The organism is Salinicoccus sp. Bachu38 (genome assembly GCF_038561955.2).
GTDB lineage: Bacteria > Bacillota > Bacilli > Staphylococcales > Salinicoccaceae > Salinicoccus > Salinicoccus bachuensis.
Genome location: NZ_CP138333.2, coordinates 2,487,581 through 2,507,717, shown reverse-complemented (window position 1 = coordinate 2,507,717; position 20,137 = coordinate 2,487,581). Strand labels below are relative to the sequence as shown.

At 50.9% G+C, this 20,137-nt stretch carries 21 protein-coding genes and 1 other annotated feature; all 21 genes read left to right on the top strand.

Going from position 1 to position 20,137, the window contains the following annotated elements; all coding sequences use genetic code 11:
- Positions 1-2,439, top strand: a complete 2,439-nt coding sequence (locus RQP18_RS12660; protein ID WP_342388039.1) for an ATP-dependent Clp protease ATP-binding subunit — start codon at positions 1-3, stop codon at positions 2,437-2,439.
- Positions 2,440-2,583: 144 nt separating this feature from the next.
- Positions 2,584-3,957, top strand: coding sequence for a DNA repair protein RadA (radA, locus tag RQP18_RS12655; protein WP_342388038.1), 1,374 nt, complete (start codon positions 2,584-2,586; stop codon positions 3,955-3,957).
- 15 nt (positions 3,958-3,972) lie between these two features.
- A complete protein-coding gene (locus tag RQP18_RS12650) occupies positions 3,973-5,028 on the top strand; it encodes a PIN/TRAM domain-containing protein (RefSeq protein WP_342388037.1) in 1,056 nt (351 codons plus the stop codon).
- A complete protein-coding gene (gene ispD, locus RQP18_RS12645) occupies positions 5,025-5,702 on the top strand; it encodes a 2-C-methyl-D-erythritol 4-phosphate cytidylyltransferase (RefSeq protein ID WP_342388036.1) in 678 nt (225 codons plus the stop codon). The genes RQP18_RS12650 and ispD overlap by 4 nt, the downstream gene beginning before the upstream one ends.
- A 1-nt stretch (position 5,703) precedes the next feature.
- Positions 5,704-6,186: a 2-C-methyl-D-erythritol 2,4-cyclodiphosphate synthase gene (gene ispF / locus RQP18_RS12640; protein ID WP_342388035.1), complete on the top strand. Its 483-nt coding sequence runs from the start codon at positions 5,704-5,706 to the stop codon at positions 6,184-6,186.
- Complete coding sequence (gltX, locus tag RQP18_RS12635; RefSeq protein WP_342389414.1) at positions 6,186-7,640, top strand: glutamate--tRNA ligase; 1,455 nt, start codon at positions 6,186-6,188, stop codon at positions 7,638-7,640. Before ispF ends, gltX begins: the two co-directional genes overlap by 1 nt.
- Positions 7,641-7,895: 255 nt before the next feature.
- The gene (gene cysE, locus RQP18_RS12630) at positions 7,896-8,552 is read left to right on the top strand and encodes a serine O-acetyltransferase (protein ID WP_342388034.1); all 657 of its coding nucleotides are present in this window, start codon (positions 7,896-7,898) and stop codon (positions 8,550-8,552) included.
- Positions 8,536-9,930 carry a cysteine--tRNA ligase gene (cysS, locus tag RQP18_RS12625; protein ID WP_342388033.1) on the top strand — a complete coding sequence of 465 codons (1,395 nt, stop codon included), beginning with the start codon at positions 8,536-8,538 and terminating at the stop codon, positions 9,928-9,930. The genes cysE and cysS overlap by 17 nt, the downstream gene beginning before the upstream one ends.
- Positions 9,923-10,324: a Mini-ribonuclease 3 gene (locus RQP18_RS12620; RefSeq protein WP_342388032.1), complete on the top strand. Its 402-nt coding sequence runs from the start codon at positions 9,923-9,925 to the stop codon at positions 10,322-10,324. Before cysS ends, RQP18_RS12620 begins: the two co-directional genes overlap by 8 nt.
- Positions 10,317-11,057: a 23S rRNA (guanosine(2251)-2'-O)-methyltransferase RlmB gene (gene rlmB / locus RQP18_RS12615; protein ID WP_342388031.1), complete on the top strand. Its 741-nt coding sequence runs from the start codon at positions 10,317-10,319 to the stop codon at positions 11,055-11,057. Before RQP18_RS12620 ends, rlmB begins: the two co-directional genes overlap by 8 nt.
- Position 11,058: 1 nt before the next feature.
- Positions 11,059-11,586: an NYN domain-containing protein gene (locus tag RQP18_RS12610; protein ID WP_342388030.1), complete on the top strand. Its 528-nt coding sequence runs from the start codon at positions 11,059-11,061 to the stop codon at positions 11,584-11,586.
- Positions 11,587-11,646: 60 nt separating this feature from the next.
- Positions 11,647-12,279, top strand: coding sequence for an RNA polymerase sigma factor (locus RQP18_RS12605; protein WP_342388029.1), 633 nt, complete (start codon positions 11,647-11,649; stop codon positions 12,277-12,279).
- 37 nt (positions 12,280-12,316) lie between these two features.
- A complete protein-coding gene (gene rpmG / locus RQP18_RS12600) occupies positions 12,317-12,454 on the top strand; it encodes a 50S ribosomal protein L33 (protein ID WP_175287866.1) in 138 nt (45 codons plus the stop codon).
- An 18-nt stretch (positions 12,455-12,472) separates the two neighbouring features.
- A complete protein-coding gene (gene secE, locus RQP18_RS12595; protein ID WP_031545932.1) occupies positions 12,473-12,649 on the top strand; it encodes a preprotein translocase subunit SecE in 177 nt (58 codons plus the stop codon).
- Positions 12,650-12,665: 16 nt separating this feature from the next.
- Positions 12,666-13,205 (top strand): transcription termination/antitermination protein NusG, encoded by a 540-nt coding sequence (nusG, locus tag RQP18_RS12590; RefSeq protein WP_228311190.1) that lies wholly within the window; start codon positions 12,666-12,668, stop codon positions 13,203-13,205.
- Positions 13,206-13,344: 139 nt separating this feature from the next.
- The gene (rplK, locus tag RQP18_RS12585) at positions 13,345-13,770 is read left to right on the top strand and encodes a 50S ribosomal protein L11 (RefSeq protein ID WP_342388028.1); all 426 of its coding nucleotides are present in this window, start codon (positions 13,345-13,347) and stop codon (positions 13,768-13,770) included.
- Between the two features lie 77 nt (positions 13,771-13,847).
- Positions 13,848-14,543, top strand: a complete 696-nt coding sequence (rplA, locus tag RQP18_RS12580) for a 50S ribosomal protein L1 (protein ID WP_342388027.1) — start codon at positions 13,848-13,850, stop codon at positions 14,541-14,543.
- Between the two features lie 53 nt (positions 14,544-14,596).
- Positions 14,597-14,741, top strand: a sequence feature (ribosomal protein L10 leader region).
- 28 nt (positions 14,742-14,769) lie between these two features.
- A complete protein-coding gene (gene rplJ / locus RQP18_RS12575; RefSeq protein ID WP_342388026.1) occupies positions 14,770-15,270 on the top strand; it encodes a 50S ribosomal protein L10 in 501 nt (166 codons plus the stop codon).
- A 28-nt stretch (positions 15,271-15,298) separates the two neighbouring features.
- A complete protein-coding gene (gene rplL / locus RQP18_RS12570; RefSeq protein ID WP_342389413.1) occupies positions 15,299-15,667 on the top strand; it encodes a 50S ribosomal protein L7/L12 in 369 nt (122 codons plus the stop codon).
- A 99-nt stretch (positions 15,668-15,766) separates the two neighbouring features.
- Positions 15,767-16,369, top strand: a complete 603-nt coding sequence (locus RQP18_RS12565) for a class I SAM-dependent methyltransferase (protein WP_342388025.1) — start codon at positions 15,767-15,769, stop codon at positions 16,367-16,369.
- 228 nt (positions 16,370-16,597) lie between these two features.
- The gene (gene rpoB, locus RQP18_RS12560) at positions 16,598-20,134 is read left to right on the top strand and encodes a DNA-directed RNA polymerase subunit beta (RefSeq protein ID WP_342388024.1); all 3,537 of its coding nucleotides are present in this window, start codon (positions 16,598-16,600) and stop codon (positions 20,132-20,134) included.
- The last annotated feature ends 3 nt before the right edge of the window (positions 20,135-20,137 follow it).

Genomic DNA, 20,137 nt, shown 5'->3' with positions numbered 1-20,137 from the left:
ATGTTATTTGGGAGACTGACTGAAAGAGCGCAAAAAGTGCTGGCTTACGCACAGGAAGAGGCAATCAACCTCAAGCATTCGAATATCGGGACCGAGCACCTGCTGCTTGGGCTCGTGAAGGAAAATGAAGGGATCGCCGCGAAAGTGCTCGAATCCTTCAATATCACCGAAGAGAAAGTGAAGGAGGAAGTGTTCAACCTGATCAACGAAGGCAGCGAACCTTCCTCATCCATCCACTACACGCCGAGAGCGAAGAAGGTCATCGAGCTGTCAATGGATGAAGCACGCAAGCTCCACCATAATTTCGTGGGGACGGAGCATCTCCTGCTCGGCCTGATCAGGGAGAGTGAAGGTGTGGCCGCACGTGTGCTGTCCAATCTCGACCTGAACATTACGAAGGCCCGTGCTGCAGTCATCAAGATGCTCGGCAACCCCGAGTCGTTCCAGCAGAAGGACGGCATGAAAAAGGATCACAATACACCAACCCTGGATTCACTGGCACGCGACCTTACGCAGATTGCCCGTGATGAAATGCTCGACCCGGTCATCGGCAGGTCCAAGGAGATCACCCGCGTGATTGAAGTGCTGAGCAGAAGGACGAAGAACAACCCGGTACTGATTGGTGAACCTGGTGTCGGCAAGACGGCGATTGCCGAAGGCCTTGCACAGGCGATCATCAAAAATGAAGTGCCGGAAACACTGAAGGACAAGCGTGTCATGTCACTGGACATGGGAACCGTTGTGGCAGGTACGAAGTACCGTGGTGAATTCGAAGAACGCATGAAGAAGGTCATGGAGGAAATCCACAAGGCCGGCAACGTCGTGCTGTTCATCGATGAATTGCACACGCTGATCGGGGCCGGTGGCGCCGAAGGCGCAATCGATGCATCCAACATCCTGAAGCCTGCGCTTGCACGTGGGGAACTGCAGTGCATCGGGGCGACGACGCTTGATGAATACCGCAAGCACATCGAAAAGGATGCGGCACTGGAGCGCCGTTTCCAGCCTGTACAGGTGGATGAGCCGAATGTCGAAGATGCGATACTGATTCTGAGGGGTCTCCGTGACCGCTACGAAGCCCACCACAGGATCACCATCACGGACGAAGCGCTGGAAGCGGCGGCAGTCATGAGCGACCGTTATGTCCAGGACAGGTTCCTGCCGGACAAGGCGATCGACCTGATTGATGAAGCGTCCTCCAAAGTCAGGCTCAGAAGCTACACATCCCCGCCGGACCTGAAAGATCTTGAGGGCAAGCTCGAAGCAATCAAGAAGGAGAAGGATGCAGCCGTACAGAGCCAGGAGTTCGAAGCGGCGGCGAACTATAGGGATCAGCAGACGAAACTTGAAACCGAACTTAAAAAACGCGAAGATAACTGGAAGAAGGAACAGGGACAGGCATCACAGTCGGTGACCAGAAGTGACATCGAACTGGTCATCAGCAGCATCACAGGCATCCCGCTGTCCAAAATCGCAGAGGACGAGTCGGAGAGGCTGATGAACCTCGAGTCCATCCTGCATGACCGTGTCATCGGCCAGGAGGATGCTGTGGCTTCGATCTCGAAAGCGGTCAGAAGGGCACGTGCCGGGCTCAAGAATCCGAAGCGTCCAATCGGCAGCTTCATCTTCCTCGGCCCGACGGGTGTCGGTAAGACAGAACTTGCCAGAGCACTCAGTGAAGCGATGTTTGGGGAAGAGGATGCGATGATCCGCGTCGACATGAGTGAGTACATGGAGAAGCATTCCGTCTCCCGTCTCGTCGGTTCACCACCGGGCTATGTCGGATATGATGATGGTGGCCAGCTTACGGAAAAAGTGAGAAGGAAACCTTATTCACTCGTACTTTTCGATGAAATCGAGAAGGCTCACCCGGACGTCTTCAACATGCTTCTGCAAGTATTGGATGACGGACGTCTGACAGACTCCAATGGACGTACCGTCGACTTCAGGAACACGATCATCGTCATGACATCGAACGTCGGTGCCCAGGAGCTCAGGGACAATAAATTTGCAGGCTTCGGTACAACGACGCAGTCCCAGGACTACGACACGATCAGAAATACGATGATGAAGGAGCTGAAGAACAGCTTCCGTCCGGAATTCATCAACCGTGTGGATGACATCATCGTCTTCCACAGCCTGGAAAAAGAACATCTCAAAGAGATTGTGACGCTCATGATCAACCAGTTGACACAGCGCTTGAGCAACCAGGATATTCATCTTGAAGTCACCGAGTCGGCCACCGAGAAGATTGCAGAGGAAGGATATGATCCGGAATATGGTGCGCGTCCACTCGCCCGCTCCATCCAGCGTCATATCGAAGACACGCTCAGTGAATCCCTGCTTTCCGGTAACGAACTCGAAGGCAGAGTCGTCACAATCGACTACAAGGATGACGAATTCAGTGTAAGCACGAAAGACAAAGTTGCAGTAGAATAGAAGGAGTGGCATGCCGGGATGGGAAACCATCCCGGCTTTTTCTACATGTACGCATAGGGCGCCTACGAGGTTACCGCTTTAAAATCACAGGTAATAGTTATACAATATTAATAATAAATTCAAAGTACAGGAGAGTCTCTAAACATGGCAAAAACGAAAAATATTTTCGAGTGCATGGCATGCGGACATGAATCGCCCAAATGGATGGGCAAATGTCCAAACTGCGGTGCATGGAACCAGATGGAAGAGAAGCTGGTTCATAAGGAGACGAAGGGCAGGGGAACATTCGGCAAGCCCGAAGCGGAAGGCCGCCAGCGCAGCCGGAAGCTTGAACGTGTAAACAAGAGCAACACGCCGAGGACGCTGACGCAGAGCGGCGAGTTCGACCGGGTCCTTGGTGGCGGCATCGTCGATGGATCCCTGATCCTGATTGGCGGGGACCCTGGCATCGGGAAGTCGACGATACTTCTGCAGACGGCCCTGACTCTATCCCAGAATCACGAAGTGCTGTATGTCTCCGGTGAGGAATCACTGGAACAGATCAAGTTGCGCGCGGACCGGCTGACTGAAGGGAGTGATCGGCTGAACGTCTATAGCGAGACAAACCTTTTCTACATCCATGATGAAATAAAACAGCTGGATCCGGATTTCCTGATCATCGACTCCATCCAGACCATATACAATCCTGATGTGACCAGTGCTCCCGGCAGTGTCTCCCAGGTGCGGGAGTGTACACAGAGCCTGATGAATATCGCGAAAAGCGGCAATGTCGCAACCTTCATCGTCGGTCACGTGACCAAGGAGGGGCAGATTGCCGGACCAAGGATGCTCGAGCATATGGTGGATACGGTACTTTATTTCGAAGGGGATCAGCACCATACGTATCGCATGCTCCGGGCAGTCAAGAACCGCTTCGGATCGACGAATGAAATGGGCATGTTCGAGATGAAGAGCGAAGGGCTGAAGGAAGTGCTCAACCCTTCGGAAATATTCCTGGAGGAGCGCTCGAAGAACACTCCGGGTTCGGCCATCGTGGCTACCATGGAAGGGACACGGGCCCTGCTGGTTGAAGTCCAGGCACTCGTCACGCCGACGCATTTCCATAATCCGCGGCGCATGGCCACAGGCATCGATCAAAACCGGCTCTCCCTGCTGATGGCGGTGCTCGAGAAGAGCGAAGGCCTGCTCATGCAGCAGCATGACGCCTACATCAAAGTGGCGGGGGGCGTGCGTCTGGATGAGCCGGCAGTCGACCTCAGTGTCATCGTCAGCATCGCTTCAAGCTTCAAGGCCGCCCAGGTCAGAGGCGATGACTGCTTCATCGGTGAAGTCGGACTTACGGGTGAGGTCAGGCGGGTCACCAAGATAGAACAGAGACTCCAGGAGGCGGCGAAGCTCGGTTTCAACCGTGCAATCATTCCGGCGTCGAATATGAGTGGATTGGAGGTGCCGGAAGGCATCGAAGTCATCAGCGTCCGCACCTTGAGGGATGCGCTGAAAGTCGCAATTACAAAGTAGGGGAGGTGAATATTCATGTTGAAGTATCTGTTGTATATTTTGTATGTACTTATCGGGGTTTCGCTCGGCGTCTGGCTGATGCCGATCCTCTTCCAGGTGCTTCCGGTCGATTTGCCGCTGGTCCTTGATAATGTACTGGTGCATGGTTTGGCCGGACTCCTGCTGTTCCTTCTCCTTTTCCTGTGGACGGTGTCGAAAGTCGAGTCGCTGATCCGGAGGGGTGAAGTCCTGATTCTGAACCGCAGCCTTGCGGAGATTGCATCCGCCACATTGGGAATGATCATCGGTCTTTTAATTGCTGTCTTAATTTCCCTATTGATCAACGCGATCGACATTCCACTGATCGGCGATATCTTCCCGTTCATACTGGCTGTGATACTGGGGTATCTCGGGTTTCAGATCGGACTCAAGAAGTTCAGTGAAGTCCTCGATTTCCTGCCCGGCAATTTCTCGAAATCCCAGGAGGATGAGAGGAAGATCCCGCGGAAGTTTCTCGATACGAGCGCCATCATCGACGGCAGGATCGTGGATGTGGCAAAGACCGGATTCATCGAGGGGGAACTCGTCATCCCGCAGTTCGTACTGGATGAACTCCAGCTCATTGCCGACGCTACAGACCCCATCAAAAGGGACAAGGGTCAGAGGGGGCTGGATATGCTGAATGCCCTGCAGGAGCAGAGCGAGAATGTTACCATCATGCCGGTCGATTACGACAAGCTTGATGTCGATCATCAGCTGATTGAAGTTGCAAAAGCTGAACAGGGCGCCATCATCACCACCGACTACAACCTGAACAAGGTATGTCAGCTGCATCAGATCCAGGTCCTCAATGTAAACCAGCTGTCCGATGCAATAAAGGTTGTCGTCATCCAGGGCGACATTTTCGATCTGCTGATCTCGAAGGCGGGCAAAGAGGAGAACCAGGGTGTCGGTTACCTTGAAGATGGTACGATGGTTGTGGTTGAAGAGGGGAGATCCCTTATAAATAAAACCACCAAAGTAGAAGTGGTAAGTGTGCTCCAGACGAATTCCGGACGCATCGTATTCGCGAGGAAAGTGAGAAAGAAATGAAATATACAGTAATAATTCCGGCTGCCGGAATGGGCAGCAGAATGCACATGAATTACAATAAGGTCTTCATCAGGCTGGGAGACACCCCGGTCATCCGGATGACCGTCGAGAAATTTGAAAAAGACCCCGACTGCGAGGCCATCCATCTTGCCGGACGCAAGGGGGAGATAGATATACTATGGGGCATGCTCGAGGGATGTGCCAAAGTCAAAGGCATCCATGAAGGCGGCAGGGAACGTCAGCACAGCATCCATAACGTCCTCAAGGCCATGGAGCCGACAGGATACGTGTTTGTCCATGATGGAGCCAGGCCCTTCGTCAGCCAGGCTACGCTGGATGGCCTGAAAGCCTCGGTAGCATTGCATCAGGCAGCCATCTGCGGCGTGAAGCCGAAAGACACCCTGAAGCGCATATCCGGTGATGCTGTCGAGGAGACCATCGACCGGACGTCAGTCATCGCCGTGCACACACCGCAGGCGTTTGAATATGATCTGCTCATGCAGGCCTATCGTCATGCGGCGGAGAACGATCTTTCCGTAACGGATGATTCGATGATGGTGGAAGCCCTCGGAAAAAGGGTCCACGTCACAGCATCGACTTATGATAATATTAAAATAACGACTGAAGAGGATCTGAAAGTCGCCGAATCCATTGTGAAGAAAGGGAGTGAATGACATGTTCAGAATCGGTCACGGATTTGATGTCCATGCGTTTGAAGAAGGCCGGCCACTGATCATCGGCGGCATCGAGATCCCCTATGACCGGGGTCTCAGGGGGCACTCGGATGCGGACGTACTGCTCCATACGATGGCGGACGCCATCCTTGGCGCACTGGCGCTCGGGGACATCGGCAAATTCTTCCCTGATACGGACGCGGCGTTCAAGGACATGGACTCCAAATTGCTGCTTGCAGAAGTGGTGGAGATGATGTCCAAAAAAGGGTACAGGATAGGGAACATGGATGCGGTCATCATGGCGGAACGCCCCAAATTCAGGCCGCATATCGACGATATGCGGAATGTTGCCGCCTCCCTTTTGAAGACGGACCTTTCGAATGTTAATATTAAAGCGACAACTACGGAAAAACTCGGTTTTACAGGCAGGGGCGAAGGCATCGCTTCTGAAGCGGTAGTTCTAATTGAAAAAGTGGAGGAATAATAATGGATAAAGTAAGAGTAAGGTACGCACCCAGTCCGACAGGGTATCTGCACATCGGTAATGCGAGGTCGGCATTGTTCAACTATCTTTTTGCCCGTCATTATGACGGAGATTTCATCATCCGCATCGAAGATACGGACAGCGCCAGGAACGTGGAAGCAGGTGAAGAGTCCCAGCTCCACTATCTGAAGTGGCTCGGCCTGGATTGGGATGAGAGTGTCGACAGGGACGGGGGATACGGTCCCTACCGTCAGTCGGAACGCCAGCACATCTACCAGCCGGTCATCGACAAGCTGCTGGAAGCGGGCAAGGCCTATCGATGCTACATGACATCCGAAGAGCTCGAAGCGGAGCGTGAAGCACAGATCGCCCGTGGAGAAATGCCAAGGTATGGCGGCCAGCATGCGAATCTGACGGAAGAGGAGGAGCAGGCCTTCATCGATGAAGGCAGACAGCCGAGCATCCGCTTCCGTGTGCCGAAGGATGAGACATTAGTATTCGACGACATCGTAAAAGGTGAAGTGTCATTCGATTCGAACGGCATCGGCGACTGGGTCATCGTCAAAAGGGACGGCGTGCCGACGTACAACTTCGCGGTCGTCATCGATGATCATATGATGGAAATCTCCCACGTCCTGCGCGGGGATGACCACATCTCCAATACGCCGAAACAGCAGATGATCTATCAGGCGATGGGTTGGGAAGAGCCGAAATTCGGCCACATGACACTCATCGTCAATGAAAATAAGAAGAAACTCTCCAAGCGTGACGGCTCCATCATCCAGTTCATCGAACAGTACAAGGATCTGGGCTATCTGCCTGAGGCACTGTTCAACTTCATCGCACTGCTCGGGTGGACGCCTGAAGGGGAAGAGGAAATCTTCTCCAAGGAAGAATTCATCGAGCTGTTTGATGAGACGAGACTGTCCAAGTCTCCGGCCTTCTTCGACAAACAGAAGCTGACATGGATCAACAACCAGTATATGAAGGAGAAGGATGCTGAAACGGTGTTCCAGATGGCACTGCCCCACCTTGTGAAGGAAGGGCTTGTAGAGGAAAATGCTTCCGAAGCGGAACTGGACTGGGCACGCAAGCTTGTGGCCCTCTACCAGGAACAGATGAGTTTCGCCGGAGAGATTACGACACTATCCGAACAGTTCTTCAAGGAAGAGATTGAATTTGATGAAGCGGCAAACGATGTCGTTGCACAGGAGCACATCCCGGAACTGATGACAGCTCTGCATGAGAGTTTCAGCACGATGGATGACTTTTCTCCGGAAGCTGTCAAGGCGGCCATCAAGGATGTCCAGAAATCGACAGGATATAAAGGGAAGAAGCTCTTCATGCCGATTCGTGTGGCAGTTACAGGCCAGACGAAGGGGCCGGAACTGCCTGAAACCATCTCCCTGATCGGCAGGGAGAAGGCCCTGGCACGCATCCAGAAGCTGAAGTGACCGGGCAAACCAGTTGCAGCATGGCAAGGAATCCATTATGATTGTTAGAACAGAGAAACCAGTATGATCTTTTGACGGAAACCAGAGATTATCCGGAAGGTGTGAGGATGACCGGTCATTGATCAGAATTGCCCTCTGTGGAAATCTCAATATATCGAGAGTGCAGCATAGGCTGCAAGCAGAGTGGAACCGTGCTTATTGCGCCTCTGTCCTAAATGGACAGGGGCATTTTTATTAGAATGGAGGAACTGGGAAATGCTGGAGAGAATGAAAGAAGATATCGACATGGTACTGGAGATGGATCCGGCAGCCAAGAATCGGATGGAAGTGCTCGTCACCTGTTCGGGCCTCCACGCCATCTGGTCACATCTGATCGCCCATAAGCTATATAAGAAAAAGTTCACGACAAGTGCACGTATAATCTCGCAAGTGAGCCGTTTCCTCACCGGGATTGAAATTCATCCCGGTGCCCAGATCGGCCGCAGACTGTTCATCGACCATGGCATGGGCACTGTAATTGGCGAAACATGCCGTATCGGTGACAATGTGACGATATACCAGGGAGTGACGCTTGGCGGGACCGGCAAGGAAGAGCAGAAGCGGCACCCCGACATCGACGATAACGTCCTTGTTTCGGCAGGCGCCAAAGTACTGGGTAATATACGTATCCATGAAAATTCCAAAATCGGTGCAAATTCCGTAGTGCTGAAGGACATTCCCCGAGATTCGACTGTCGTGGGCATCCCGGGGCATATAGTCAAAAAGGCGGGGGAAAAAGTGAGGAATACAAGAGACCTGAATCATGCCGATCTGCCTGACCCGATTATGGACATGATTCTGGGCTTGGAAGACGAAATCAAAGACTTTAGAAACGAAGTCAGGAACGAGGTAGAAAATGGTTCTCATATTTAACTCTTTGACGCGGCAGAAGGAAGAATTCAAGCCCATCGAAGAAGGCAGGGTGAAGATGTATGTATGTGGTCCCACCGTTTACAACTATATCCACATCGGCAATGCACGTCCGGCCATCGCATTCGATACGGTACGGCGCTATCTGGAATATAAAGGATATGATGTGGAATATGTCTCCAACTTCACTGATGTGGATGACAAGCTCATCAAGGCGTCGCTCGAACTGAAGGAGGAGGTCCCGGTCATTGCCGACCGTTTCATAGAAGCCTTCTTTGAGGATACAGGCGCATTGAATGTGAAGCCTGCAACGCACCACCCGCGTGTAATGGACCACATGGATGACATCATAGAGTTCATACAGGTGCTGGTCGACAAAGGGCATGCCTACGAATCGGATGGTGACGTCTATTTCAGGACGCGCTCCTTTGACGAATACGGCAAGCTCTCCCATCAGTCGGTGGATGACCTGAAAGTCGGAGCGAGGATCGAAGCGGGGGAGAAGAAGCAGGATCCGCTGGACTTCGTCCTGTGGAAGCAGGCCAAGCCGAACGAAATCAAATGGTCCTCCCCCTGGGGGGAAGGGCGTCCGGGCTGGCATATCGAATGCAGTGTCATGGCGCGCCATCATCTGGGTGATACGATCGACATCCATGCAGGCGGCCAGGATCTGACTTTCCCGCACCATGAAAATGAAATCGCCCAGAGCGAGTGCATGACGGACAGTACATTCGCCAACTATTGGATGCATAACGGCTATATAAACATCGACAATGAGAAGATGTCGAAATCCCTCGGCAACTTCATCCTTGTGCACGATATCATCAAGGAGATCAATCCGAACGTTCTCCGCTTCTTCATGATCAGCGTCCACTACCGCAATCCGATCAACTACAACCGGGAATTGGTGGGAGCGGCCGAGAATGGCCTGAAGCGGATCCAGTTCAGTTACCTGCAGGCCAGGGAGCGCCTTGCCAGTGCTGTCGGCAACGGGGATGACGAAGTAATGGTGAAGATCATCGGAGACAACCTCAAAACGTTCGAGGCGCATATGGATGATGACTTCAATACAGCAAATGCCATCACTGCGTGGCATGACCTGGCGACCGAACTGAACAAATATCTGCGCCGCAATACGACATCCGCCGAGGTATTGGAACGCTTTGTCGAAGCGTTCGAAATCTACAGCAATGTCCTCGGCATCGAGCTGGATGAAGCGGAAGTGCTGCTCGATGAGGAGATCGAGGCATTGATCGAAGAGCGGAACGAAGCCAGAAAGAACAGGGATTTTGCACGTGCGGATGAAATCCGTGACAATCTGAAGGATCAGGGGATCATTCTCGAGGATACAAAGGAAGGCGTGCGCTTCAGACGTGGGTGAGCATAATACTGATGGCATGCAGCCCCTGTCCCTCGCCTTTGTGGGAGATGCGGTATATTCCGTCTATGTGCGGACCCATCTTCTGGTTGAAAAGCCCTATCTGAAACCGGATGCCATCCATCAGGCAGCCAACCGGCTGGTGAAGGCAAGTGCCCAGGCCGAAGCCCTGGACCACCTGCACAAGCACGTCCTGACGGAGGAAGAGTGGGATATTGCAAGGAAAGCACGAAACAAGTCGAGCGCAACACGGGCGAAGAACGCGTCGATCAAGGACTACAGGAACGCTTCTGGGCTGGAAGCGCTGATCGGACACCTCCACCTGGAGGGGAATACATCGAGACTTGATGAATTGATGCATATTATTTTGGAATCAGGGAGGGAAAGAGATGAGTGATTCAGTGATAGCGGGACGCCATGCGGTGCGGGAGGCGCTCATGGGGGATGCAGACATCAACAAGGTCTTCATCCAGGACTCCGTGAATAAGGGCCAGATCAAGGATATACTTGATGCCGCAAGAAAAAAGAAGGTCGTCGTCCAAACAGTGCCGAAATCGAAGCTTGATGGACTGACTGATGAACGGCACCAGGGTGTAGTGGCACTCGGCAGTCCGCATGACTACATGCCGTTTGAAACATTGATGGAAAGGATCGAAGGGAAGCGTGCGAACCTGGTCATACTCGATGGACTGGAGGATCCGCACAACCTCGGCTCCATCCTGAGGACATGCGATGCGACCGGATTTGATGGCGTCATCATCCCGACCCGCCGTTCCGTACAGCTTACGGACACCGTGGCCAGGACATCCACGGGGGCGATAGAGCATGTGCCGGTCGTCCGCGTGACGAACATCAACCAGACGATCGACAAACTGAAGGAAAAAGGATTCTGGATTGCCGGCAGTGACGGCAAGGGGACGATGGACTACCGGGAAATGGCGGCAGACGTCAATACGGCCCTTGTGATAGGCAGCGAAGGCAAAGGAATCAGCAGGAAGACATTGGAAAAGTGCGACTTCGTCGTCCAGATTCCAATGGTGGGTCACATCACCAGCCTCAATGCCTCGGTATCGGCCGCACTGCTGATGTACGAAGTGTTCCGCAAGCAGAACGATGTCGGGCGTGGATGATATGCAACGGAAAAAAAGACGCGTTCTGATCGTGGACGGCTATAATCTGATTGGTGCGAATCAGGAGTTGCATAGGGAGTCCTTCCATTCACTTGAGGTGCCAAGAGAGAAGATACTGGCAGCTTTGGCTGAATACCAGTCGGTGGCGAACTATGAAATCATCTGTGTATTCGATGCCTATGAAGTACGTTCGAAAGAAAGCATCTTTGACTATCATGGCGTCACTGTGGTGTATACAAAGGAGAAGGAGACGGCCGACGAGTATATCGAGCGTTTCGTCCATGACCACTATCATCCCCACCTGTGTGAAATCAGTGTGGTCACGAGCGACCTGACCGAGCAGAACGCAATATTCGCGCTCGGTGCATACAGGATTTCTTCCCGGGAGATGTGGGTGAACCTGATGGAGGCCGAGAAAAATATCAGCAGGAAAATAGATACGATTAACGAAAAAATGCCCAGACAGAAATTGAATATCGGTGATGACGTCCAGGCAAAACTTGAAAAATGGCGCCGGGGGCGATTCTAGCATATTGAATTCAGGACGATTCCCTCTTATCATTCCTATTAACAGGATGGGGGGATGGATATGTACCATATTGCCACGTTTTATTTTTTTGTCAGGGAAGATGTCGATGATGAGCTGGATGCGCTGGCATTCAGGGTCCGCACGGGGGATATGGAAGCTTTCGATCTGATGGATGTGAAGCTGAGACCCCAGGTCCACCGCATGAGCTATCGCTATATGAATGATTTCCATGATCGTGAAGATGTCGAACAGGAAATGATGGAGCAGGCGCTCAGACTATGCAGCCGCTATCAGCATGACAGGGGAAGGTATCGCCATTACCTGTTCCGCACGCTACACCTTGAAATGCGCTCGCGCAGGAAGCGGGGCATGAGGGAATGCAGTGCGCTTGTGCCGGTCGGGGAGAAAGGTGTGGCGGAACCGGCCGATCCGGAGGAGAAGGTGGCCAATCCCATCAACATCATGGTGAAGGAGGAACAGCTCCAGTACCTGATGCACAAGCGTGGGGTATGCTCTCCGCTGGAAAGGAAGGTGCTGCAGCACCTCGAAAAGGGGCATGGCATCAGTGATGTCTGCAGTGAATTCGCCCTCGACAGAAAGAGTGTGCTGAACACCCTCCACCGCATCAGACGGAAAAAGGAGCGCCTGGCCCTTATGGAGGAGTCCGGGGAGCCGTTTGACAACCTGGCTTGAAATCGGTATAGTAAATTAGAATTGAAATGAGGATTTTATGATGAAAGTGGCATTGTTATGCACTGAATGCGGGTCGCGCAACTACACGACTGAAAGCGAGCATAAAGAGCGGCTTGTGCTCAAGAAATACTGCAGGACATGCAACCGGCATACGACTCATAAGAGTTCCATCTGATACAGGAGGAAGCAACCGATGGCAAATGATAAGAATTTCTTGCAGAATGTTGTCAGCGAAATGAAGAAAGTAAGCTGGCCGACTGGTCAGGAGACGGTACGCTATACTGCGGTCGTCATGTTCACAGTGATATTCTTTCTGGCGTTTTTCTATGCGCTGGACCTGGGTATCTCCGCAATCATAGACTTAATGTAACTAAAGGAGAGATACTATGTCTGGAGAAAAGAACTGGTATGCTGTGCACACCTATTCCGGATATGAAAATAAAGTAAAAGCAAATCTCGAGGCGCGCCTCGAATCGATGAATATGCAGGATCAGATCTTCCGCGTCATCATTCCCGAAGAGGAAGAGACGACCGTCAAGGATGGCAAGCGAAAGACTGCCATGAAGAAGACTTTCCCGGGCTACGTACTGGTGGAGCTGGTCATGACGGACGAATCATGGTACATCGTACGGAATACGCCTGGCGTCACCGGCTTTGTCGGCTCCCAGGGGGCGGGCAGCAAGCCGAATCCGCTGCTGCCGGAGGAAGTCAAATTCATCCTGAAGTCGATGGGAATGGCAGAGCGTACAGTCGACTTCGAAGTCGAAGTCGGTGAATCCGTCAATATCGTTGATGGACCGTTCAAGAACCAGACCGGGGAAATCCGTTCGATCGACGAGGAGCACTACAAGCTCACGGTACTTGTTGAAATGTTCGGGCGGGATACGCCTGTAGAAGTCGAATTCGACCAAATCGAGAAATTGTAATAAGTGACTTGTGTTTTCAGTGGAATAATGGTATATTGTCATGGTCGAATTTTGTTCGGCCATCTTTTTTTATGATGCGAGTGGGAGGGTGAAAACTGACATCCTATGACCACATCACGATAACGAGGAGGTGCACATCGTGGCTAAAAAAGTAATCAACGTAGTAAAATTGCAGATTCCTGCAGGTAAAGCGAACCCGGCACCACCGGTAGGTCCGGCACTAGGTCAGGCGGGCGTAAACATCATGGGATTCTGTAAGGAATTCAATGCACGTACACAGGAACAGGCGGGTCTTATCATTCCGGTTGAAATTTCCGTATTCGAGGACCGTTCTTTCACATTCATTACGAAGACTCCACCAGCAGCCGTTCTTCTGAAGAAAGCTGCAAATGTCGAAAAGGGTTCAGGCGAACCGAACAAGGACAAAGTGGCGGCAGTAACTGAAGCGCAAGTACGTGAAATTGCTGAAACTAAAATGGAAGACCTTAATGCAGCAGACGTGGAAGCGGCTATGCGTATGGTCGAAGGTACAGCAAGAAGCATGGGCTTCTCTGTAGAGAAATAATTTGAATTGACCATAAGGTTAAAGTATTAATACAAACGTGGGAGGATTACCCGCTATAACCACAAGGAGGAATAGTAATGGCTAAGAGAAGTAAAAAGTATCAGGCTGCTCTCGAGAAGTTTGATCAAAATGCGTCTTACAGCGTAGAAGAAGCAGTCAAACTTGCCAAAGAGACAAGCACTGTAAACTTCGATGCTTCTGTAGAAGTAGCATTCCGCCTGGGTATTGATACGCGTAAAAACGATCAGCAGATCCGTGGAGCAATCGTTCTGCCGCACGGTACTGGCAAGTCACAGCGTGTATTGGTATTCGCTAAAGGCGACAAGGCGAAAGAAGCAGAAGCAGCAGGTGCAGACTACGTAGGAGAACAGGACTACATCCAGAAGATTAATGATGGATGGTTCGACTTCGATGTCATCGTAGCTACACCGGACATGATGGGTGAGGTCGGCAAGCTCGGCCGTGTGCTTGGACCTAAAGGTCTCATGCCGAACCCTAAAACAGGTACAGTAACCATGGATGTTACTAAAGCCGTTGAAGAAATCAAAGCAGGTAAAGTTGAATACCGTGCAGAAAAATCTGGTATCGTTCATGCAGCGATCGGTAAGGTTTCCTTCGATGAAGAGAAGCTCGCCGACAACTTCAGAACAGTTTACGATGCACTCGTAAAAGCGAAACCAGCTTCTTCCAAAGGTACTTACTTCAAATCCGTGGCACTGTCTTCAACAATGGGGCCTGGTGTCAAAGTTGATCTGAACGAAGTGAGAATCTAAATTTCAATACCAGATTGGATATTGACAACTGCAGCTGTATTGTGTATAGTTGCAGTTGTATTTTAATATTCCCTAAGACAGTAGGAGCACCCCGTGCTTAAAACCCGATCCTACCGAGGCAAATGATGACGACTTGAATTCATAATGAATATTCAAGCACTTTTTGCCGTGGGTAAAAGGTGCTTTTTTAATGCACCGGATACACAAAAATTATGGAGGTGTAACTATGTCAAATGTGATTGAAGCTAAAAAGCAGCACGTAGATGTCATTTCCGACCAGCTCAAGAACTCTGTATCTACAGTGCTTGTAGACTACCGTGGCCTGTCTGTATCTGAAATGACTGAACTGCGCAAACAGCTTCGTGAAGCAGGCGTCGAGTTCAAAGTCTACAAAAACACGATGACACGCCGTGCAGCTGAACAGGCTGAACTTGCTGAAATCAATGAGTTCCTCACTGGTCCGAATGCTCTTGCATTTTCCAACGAAGATGTGATTGCTCCTGCGAAGATCATCAACAACTTCTCAAAAGACCATGAAGCATTGGAAATCAAAGCTGGTATCATCGAAGGTACATTCACACCGGCTGAAGATGTGAAAGCGATCGCCACGCTTCCGAACAAGGATGGACTTGTTTCCATGCTGCTATCTGTACTTCAGGCTCCAGTACGCAACTTCGCCTATGCGGTTAAAGCAGTTGGTGAAGAGAAAGAGAACGAAGAAGCCTAAACCAATCTATTAAAAAAACGGAGGAATTATAATGTCTCAAGAGCAAATCATTGAAGAAATCAAAGAAATGTCCGTACTTGAACTTAACGACCTTGTCAAAGCAATTGAAGAAGAATTCGGCGTAACAGCTGCAGCACCAGTAGCAGCAGCAGGCGCAGGCGGCGGAGAAGCAGCTGCTGAAGAGCAGACTGAATTCGACGTTGAACTCACAGACGCTGGATCTTCCAAAATCAAAGTCATCAAAGTTGTCCGTGAAGCAACTGGTCTTGGACTCAAAGAAGCGAAAGCAGTCGTTGACGGCGCACCTAAAGTTGTCAAAGAAGGCCTTTCCAAAGAAGAAGCTGAAGAACTCAAATCCCAGCTTGAAGAAGTTGGCGCTGGCGTAGAACTTAAATAATTTTTGTGTATACACTTGGAGGCTCATGTTAAACATCTACTGTTTAAATGAGCCTCTTTATTGTCTTATGCTAGTGCTTTATTACATAGGAGTGGTATCATGAGCCATTATTTCACTGGAGATAATACAGAACATGAATATAGGGAAATCAAATTCAATTATAAGGACAGGACCTACCGCTTCAGGACAGACCGCGGCGTTTTTTCGAGGGACCGCATCGACTACGGCTCCTCGGTCCTGATCGACGCCGTCATCCATGATTGCGACCTGCCGGAAGGCGGCGTTTTCATAGATATGGGCGCAGGCTATGGGGCGATCGGAATCGTGCTGGGGGATACGCTGGAGGCAAAACCCATCATGGTCGAGGTGAACTCCGATGCACTTGTGCTGTGCCGGGAGAATGCAGAACACAATGGTGTCGAGGCGGAAGTGGTGAGCCGGACGGAGTATGGTGCAATGGAACTTGCGGAGCGTCCATCGCTCTATGTGACCAATCCACCATTCCGTGCGGGAAAGCCGGTGGTATTGGAAATGATTGAAGATGCCCATAAGAAACTTGTGGCGGAGGGTGCCTTCTATATGGTCGTCCAGAAGAAGCAGGGCATGCCTTCATATAGAAAAGCAGTTGAGAAGCTTTTCGGAAACTCAGAAATCGTCGTCAAAGACAAAGGCTATTATGTACTGAAGGGCGTCAAAGTATAGAAAGGCCGGTATTTGACTTGACAAATTTTTTGTGGTATAGTTATAGAATGTAAAAATATAATGTCAATCAGTATGCGCATTTTGAGTACTGATTGGATGGAGCGTATTAAATATTGTTAATAAATAGAAAATGGGGTTGGTCACGATTCCGTTTTCTTTTTGTCTTATTAACTGTTTAACTGCTTCGGTGAATGTTTTACGTAATTTTTATTAGGGGTGAATCTGTCGATGAGTCAACTGATTCAATATGGAAGACACGCTAAACGCAGAAGCTATGCACGTATCGAAGAGAAATTGGATCTGCCGAACCTGATCGAAATCCAGACGAAATCCTATGAATGGTTCCTTCAGACAGGTCTGATCGAAATGTTTAAGGACATTTCACCGGTAGAGGACTTCACTGGAAACATGTCATTGGAATTTGTGGACTACAAGCTTGGGGAACCCAAGTACGATGAGGAAGAAGCAAAGAACCATGATGCAACATATTCTGCACCGTTGCGTGTAAAAGTGCGCCTTGTCATCAAAGAAACAGGTGAAGTCAAGGAACAGGAAGTATTCATGGGCGACTTCCCATTGATGACGGATACAGGTACTTTCATTATAAATGGCGCAGAGCGCGTAATCGTATCACAGCTTGTCAGGAGTCCGTCCGTATACTATTCGGAAAAAATGGATAAAAATGGCAAGGCCAGCTTTGGAGCAACGGTGATTCCGAACCGTGGTGCATGGCTCGAATACGAAATCGATGCCAAAGATATAGTTTACGTAAGAATAGACCGTACGCGCAAGCTGCCGATGACGGTACTGCTCAGGGCGCTCGGCTTTTCTACAGACCAGGAGATCATCAACCTTCTTGGTGACAGCGAACATATCAGGAACACACTGGAGAAAGATACGACAGAAACAGTGGATCAGGCACTCCTAGAAATATACGAACGACTTCGCCCAGGCGAACCGCCGACAGTTGAGAATGCCAGAAATCTCCTCTACTCACGGTTCTTTGATCCGAAGCGTTATGATCTCGCGAGTGTTGGACGCTATAAAATGAATAAAAAATTACACCTTAAGAACCGCTTGTTCAATCAAGTGCTCGCAGAACCTATCGTCGACAAGGAAACTGGCGAAATCGTGGCAGAAACAGGCACCACGATCGACAGGCGTACATTGGACAGCATCATCGATGTGCTTGAAGCCAATGCGAACCTTGAAACATTCCGTCTCGAAAATGGACTTCTGGATGAACCAATTGAAATCCAGTCCATCAAAGTGGAGGCGCCGAATCAGGAAGAGGGTACGACAACGGTCATCGGCAATGCCTTCCCGGATGTGGAAGTGAAATCCATCACACCGTCCGATATCATCGCCTCCATGAGCTATTTCTTCAACCTGATTGAGGGTGTCGGACATACGGATGATATCGACCACCTTGGAAACCGTCGTCTGCGTTCTGTCGGCGAACTGCTGCAGAACCAGTTCAGAATCGGCCTTTCCCGTATGGAGCGTGTAGTGAGGGAGCGCATGTCCATCCAGGATACAGAGTCCATCACACCACAGCAGCTCATCAATATCCGTCCTGTGATTGCGTCCATAAAAGAGTTCTTCGGAAGCTCCCAGCTCTCCCAGTTCATGGACCAGACGAACCCGCTTGCAGAGCTGACGCACAAAAGACGTCTGTCTGCGCTTGGACCCGGCGGTCTGACGCGTGAACGTGCAGGCATGGAAGTGCGGGACGTCCACTACTCCCACTACGGCCGCATGTGTCCAATCGAGACTCCGGAGGGGCCGAACATCGGTCTGATCAACTCACTGTCCAGCTTCGCCAGAGTGAATGAGTTCGGCTTCATCGAAACACCGTACAGAAGAGTGGATCCGGAAACAAACCGTGTAACGGACCAGATCGACTACCTTACTGCCGACGAAGAAGACAGCTATGTCGTGGCCCAGGCCAATGCCATACTGGATGAAGACGGATCATTCGTCAGAGAGGAGATCGTATGCCGTTTCCGTGGCAACAACACGAAAATGGCGAGAGAACGCATGGACTACATGGATGTTTCTCCGAAGCAGGTTGTTTCCGCAGCGACAGCATGTATCCCATTCCTTGAAAATGACGACTCCAACCGTGCATTGATGGGTGCGAACATGCAGCGTCAGGCAGTACCGCTCCTCATTCCGCAATCTCCTGATATCGGTACAGGCATGGAACACGTGGCTGCCCGCGACTCCGGTGCTGCAGTAGTTGCGCGCTATAGAGGCCGCGTGGAGCACGTGGAAGCGAAAGAGATCCATATCCGCCGCATCGAGGAGGAGAACGGCAAGGAGATCGAAACGGAGAAGGATATCTACAGACTTTCCAAATTCATCCGTTCCAACTCCGGTACCTGCTACAACCAGAAACCAATCGTTTCAAAAGGCGATGTGGTGACGAAGGGTGAAATCCTTGCTGACGGCCCATCCATGGATAATGGCGAGATGGCACTTGGACAGAATGTTGTCGTCGGCTTCATGACATGGGACGGCTACAACTACGAGGATGCCGTAATCATGAGTGAACGTCTTGTCAAAGATGATGTCTATACATCCATCCATATCGAAGAGTATGAGTCCGAATCCAGGGATACAAAGCTCGGGCCTGAGGAGATCACCAGGGATATCCCGAACGTTTCCGACAATGCACTCAAGAAGCTCGATGAGCGTGGCATCGTCCACATCGGTGCAGAAGTCAAGGATGGCGACATCCTCGTCGGTAAAGTAACGCCGAAAGGTGTGACGGAACTGACGGCAGAAGAACGCCTCCTGCATGCGATATTCGGGGAAAAAGCACGTGAAGTGCGCGATACTTCATTGCGTGTACCACACGGTGCCGGCGGCATCGTCCTTGATGTCAAAGTGTTCAACCGTGAAGATGGCGATGAACTGTCTCCAGGTGTCAACCAGCTTGTACGTGTCTACATCGTCCAGAAGCGTAAGATCAGCGTAGGCGACAAGATGTGTGGACGTCACGGGAACAAGGGTGTAATCTCCAGGATCCTTCCGGAAGAGGACATGCCTTATATGCCTGACGGCACACCGATCGACATCATGCTCAACCCGCTTGGGGTACCTTCCCGTATGAACATCGGACAGGTGCTTGAACTCCACCTCGGCATGGCAGCCCGTGCGATGGGTCTGAAGATGGCGTCACCGGTATTCGATGGTGCCAACGAAGAAGACGTATGGGATACGATGGCGGAAGCCGGCCTTGCACGTGATGGCAAGACAGTGCTCTACGATGGACGTACAGGCGATCCGTTTGAAAACCGTATCTCCGTCGGCGTCATGTACATGCTCAAACTCGCCCACATGGTCGATGACAAGCTTCACGCAAGAAGCACCGGACCATACTCCCTCGTCACACAGCAGCCACTCGGTGGTAAGGCCCAATTCGGTGGCCAGCGTTTCGGGGAAATGGAAGTATGGGCACTGGAAGCTTATGGTGCCGCCTATACCCTTCAGGAAATCCTGACGGTCAAGTCGGATGATACTGTAGGGCGTGTGAAGACTTACGAAGCGATTGTAAAAGGTGAAAATGTCCCTAAACCTGGTGTCCCTGAATCATTCCGTGTACTGATGAAGGAACTCCAGAGTCTTGGCCTCGATGTCAACATCCTCGATGATCAGGACGAAGAAGTTGAGATGCGTGATACTGAAGAGGATGATGCATCCAATCAGATGAATTTGAGCGAGAAGACAAGCGCTGCAACTGAAGATGTCACTGAATGATGA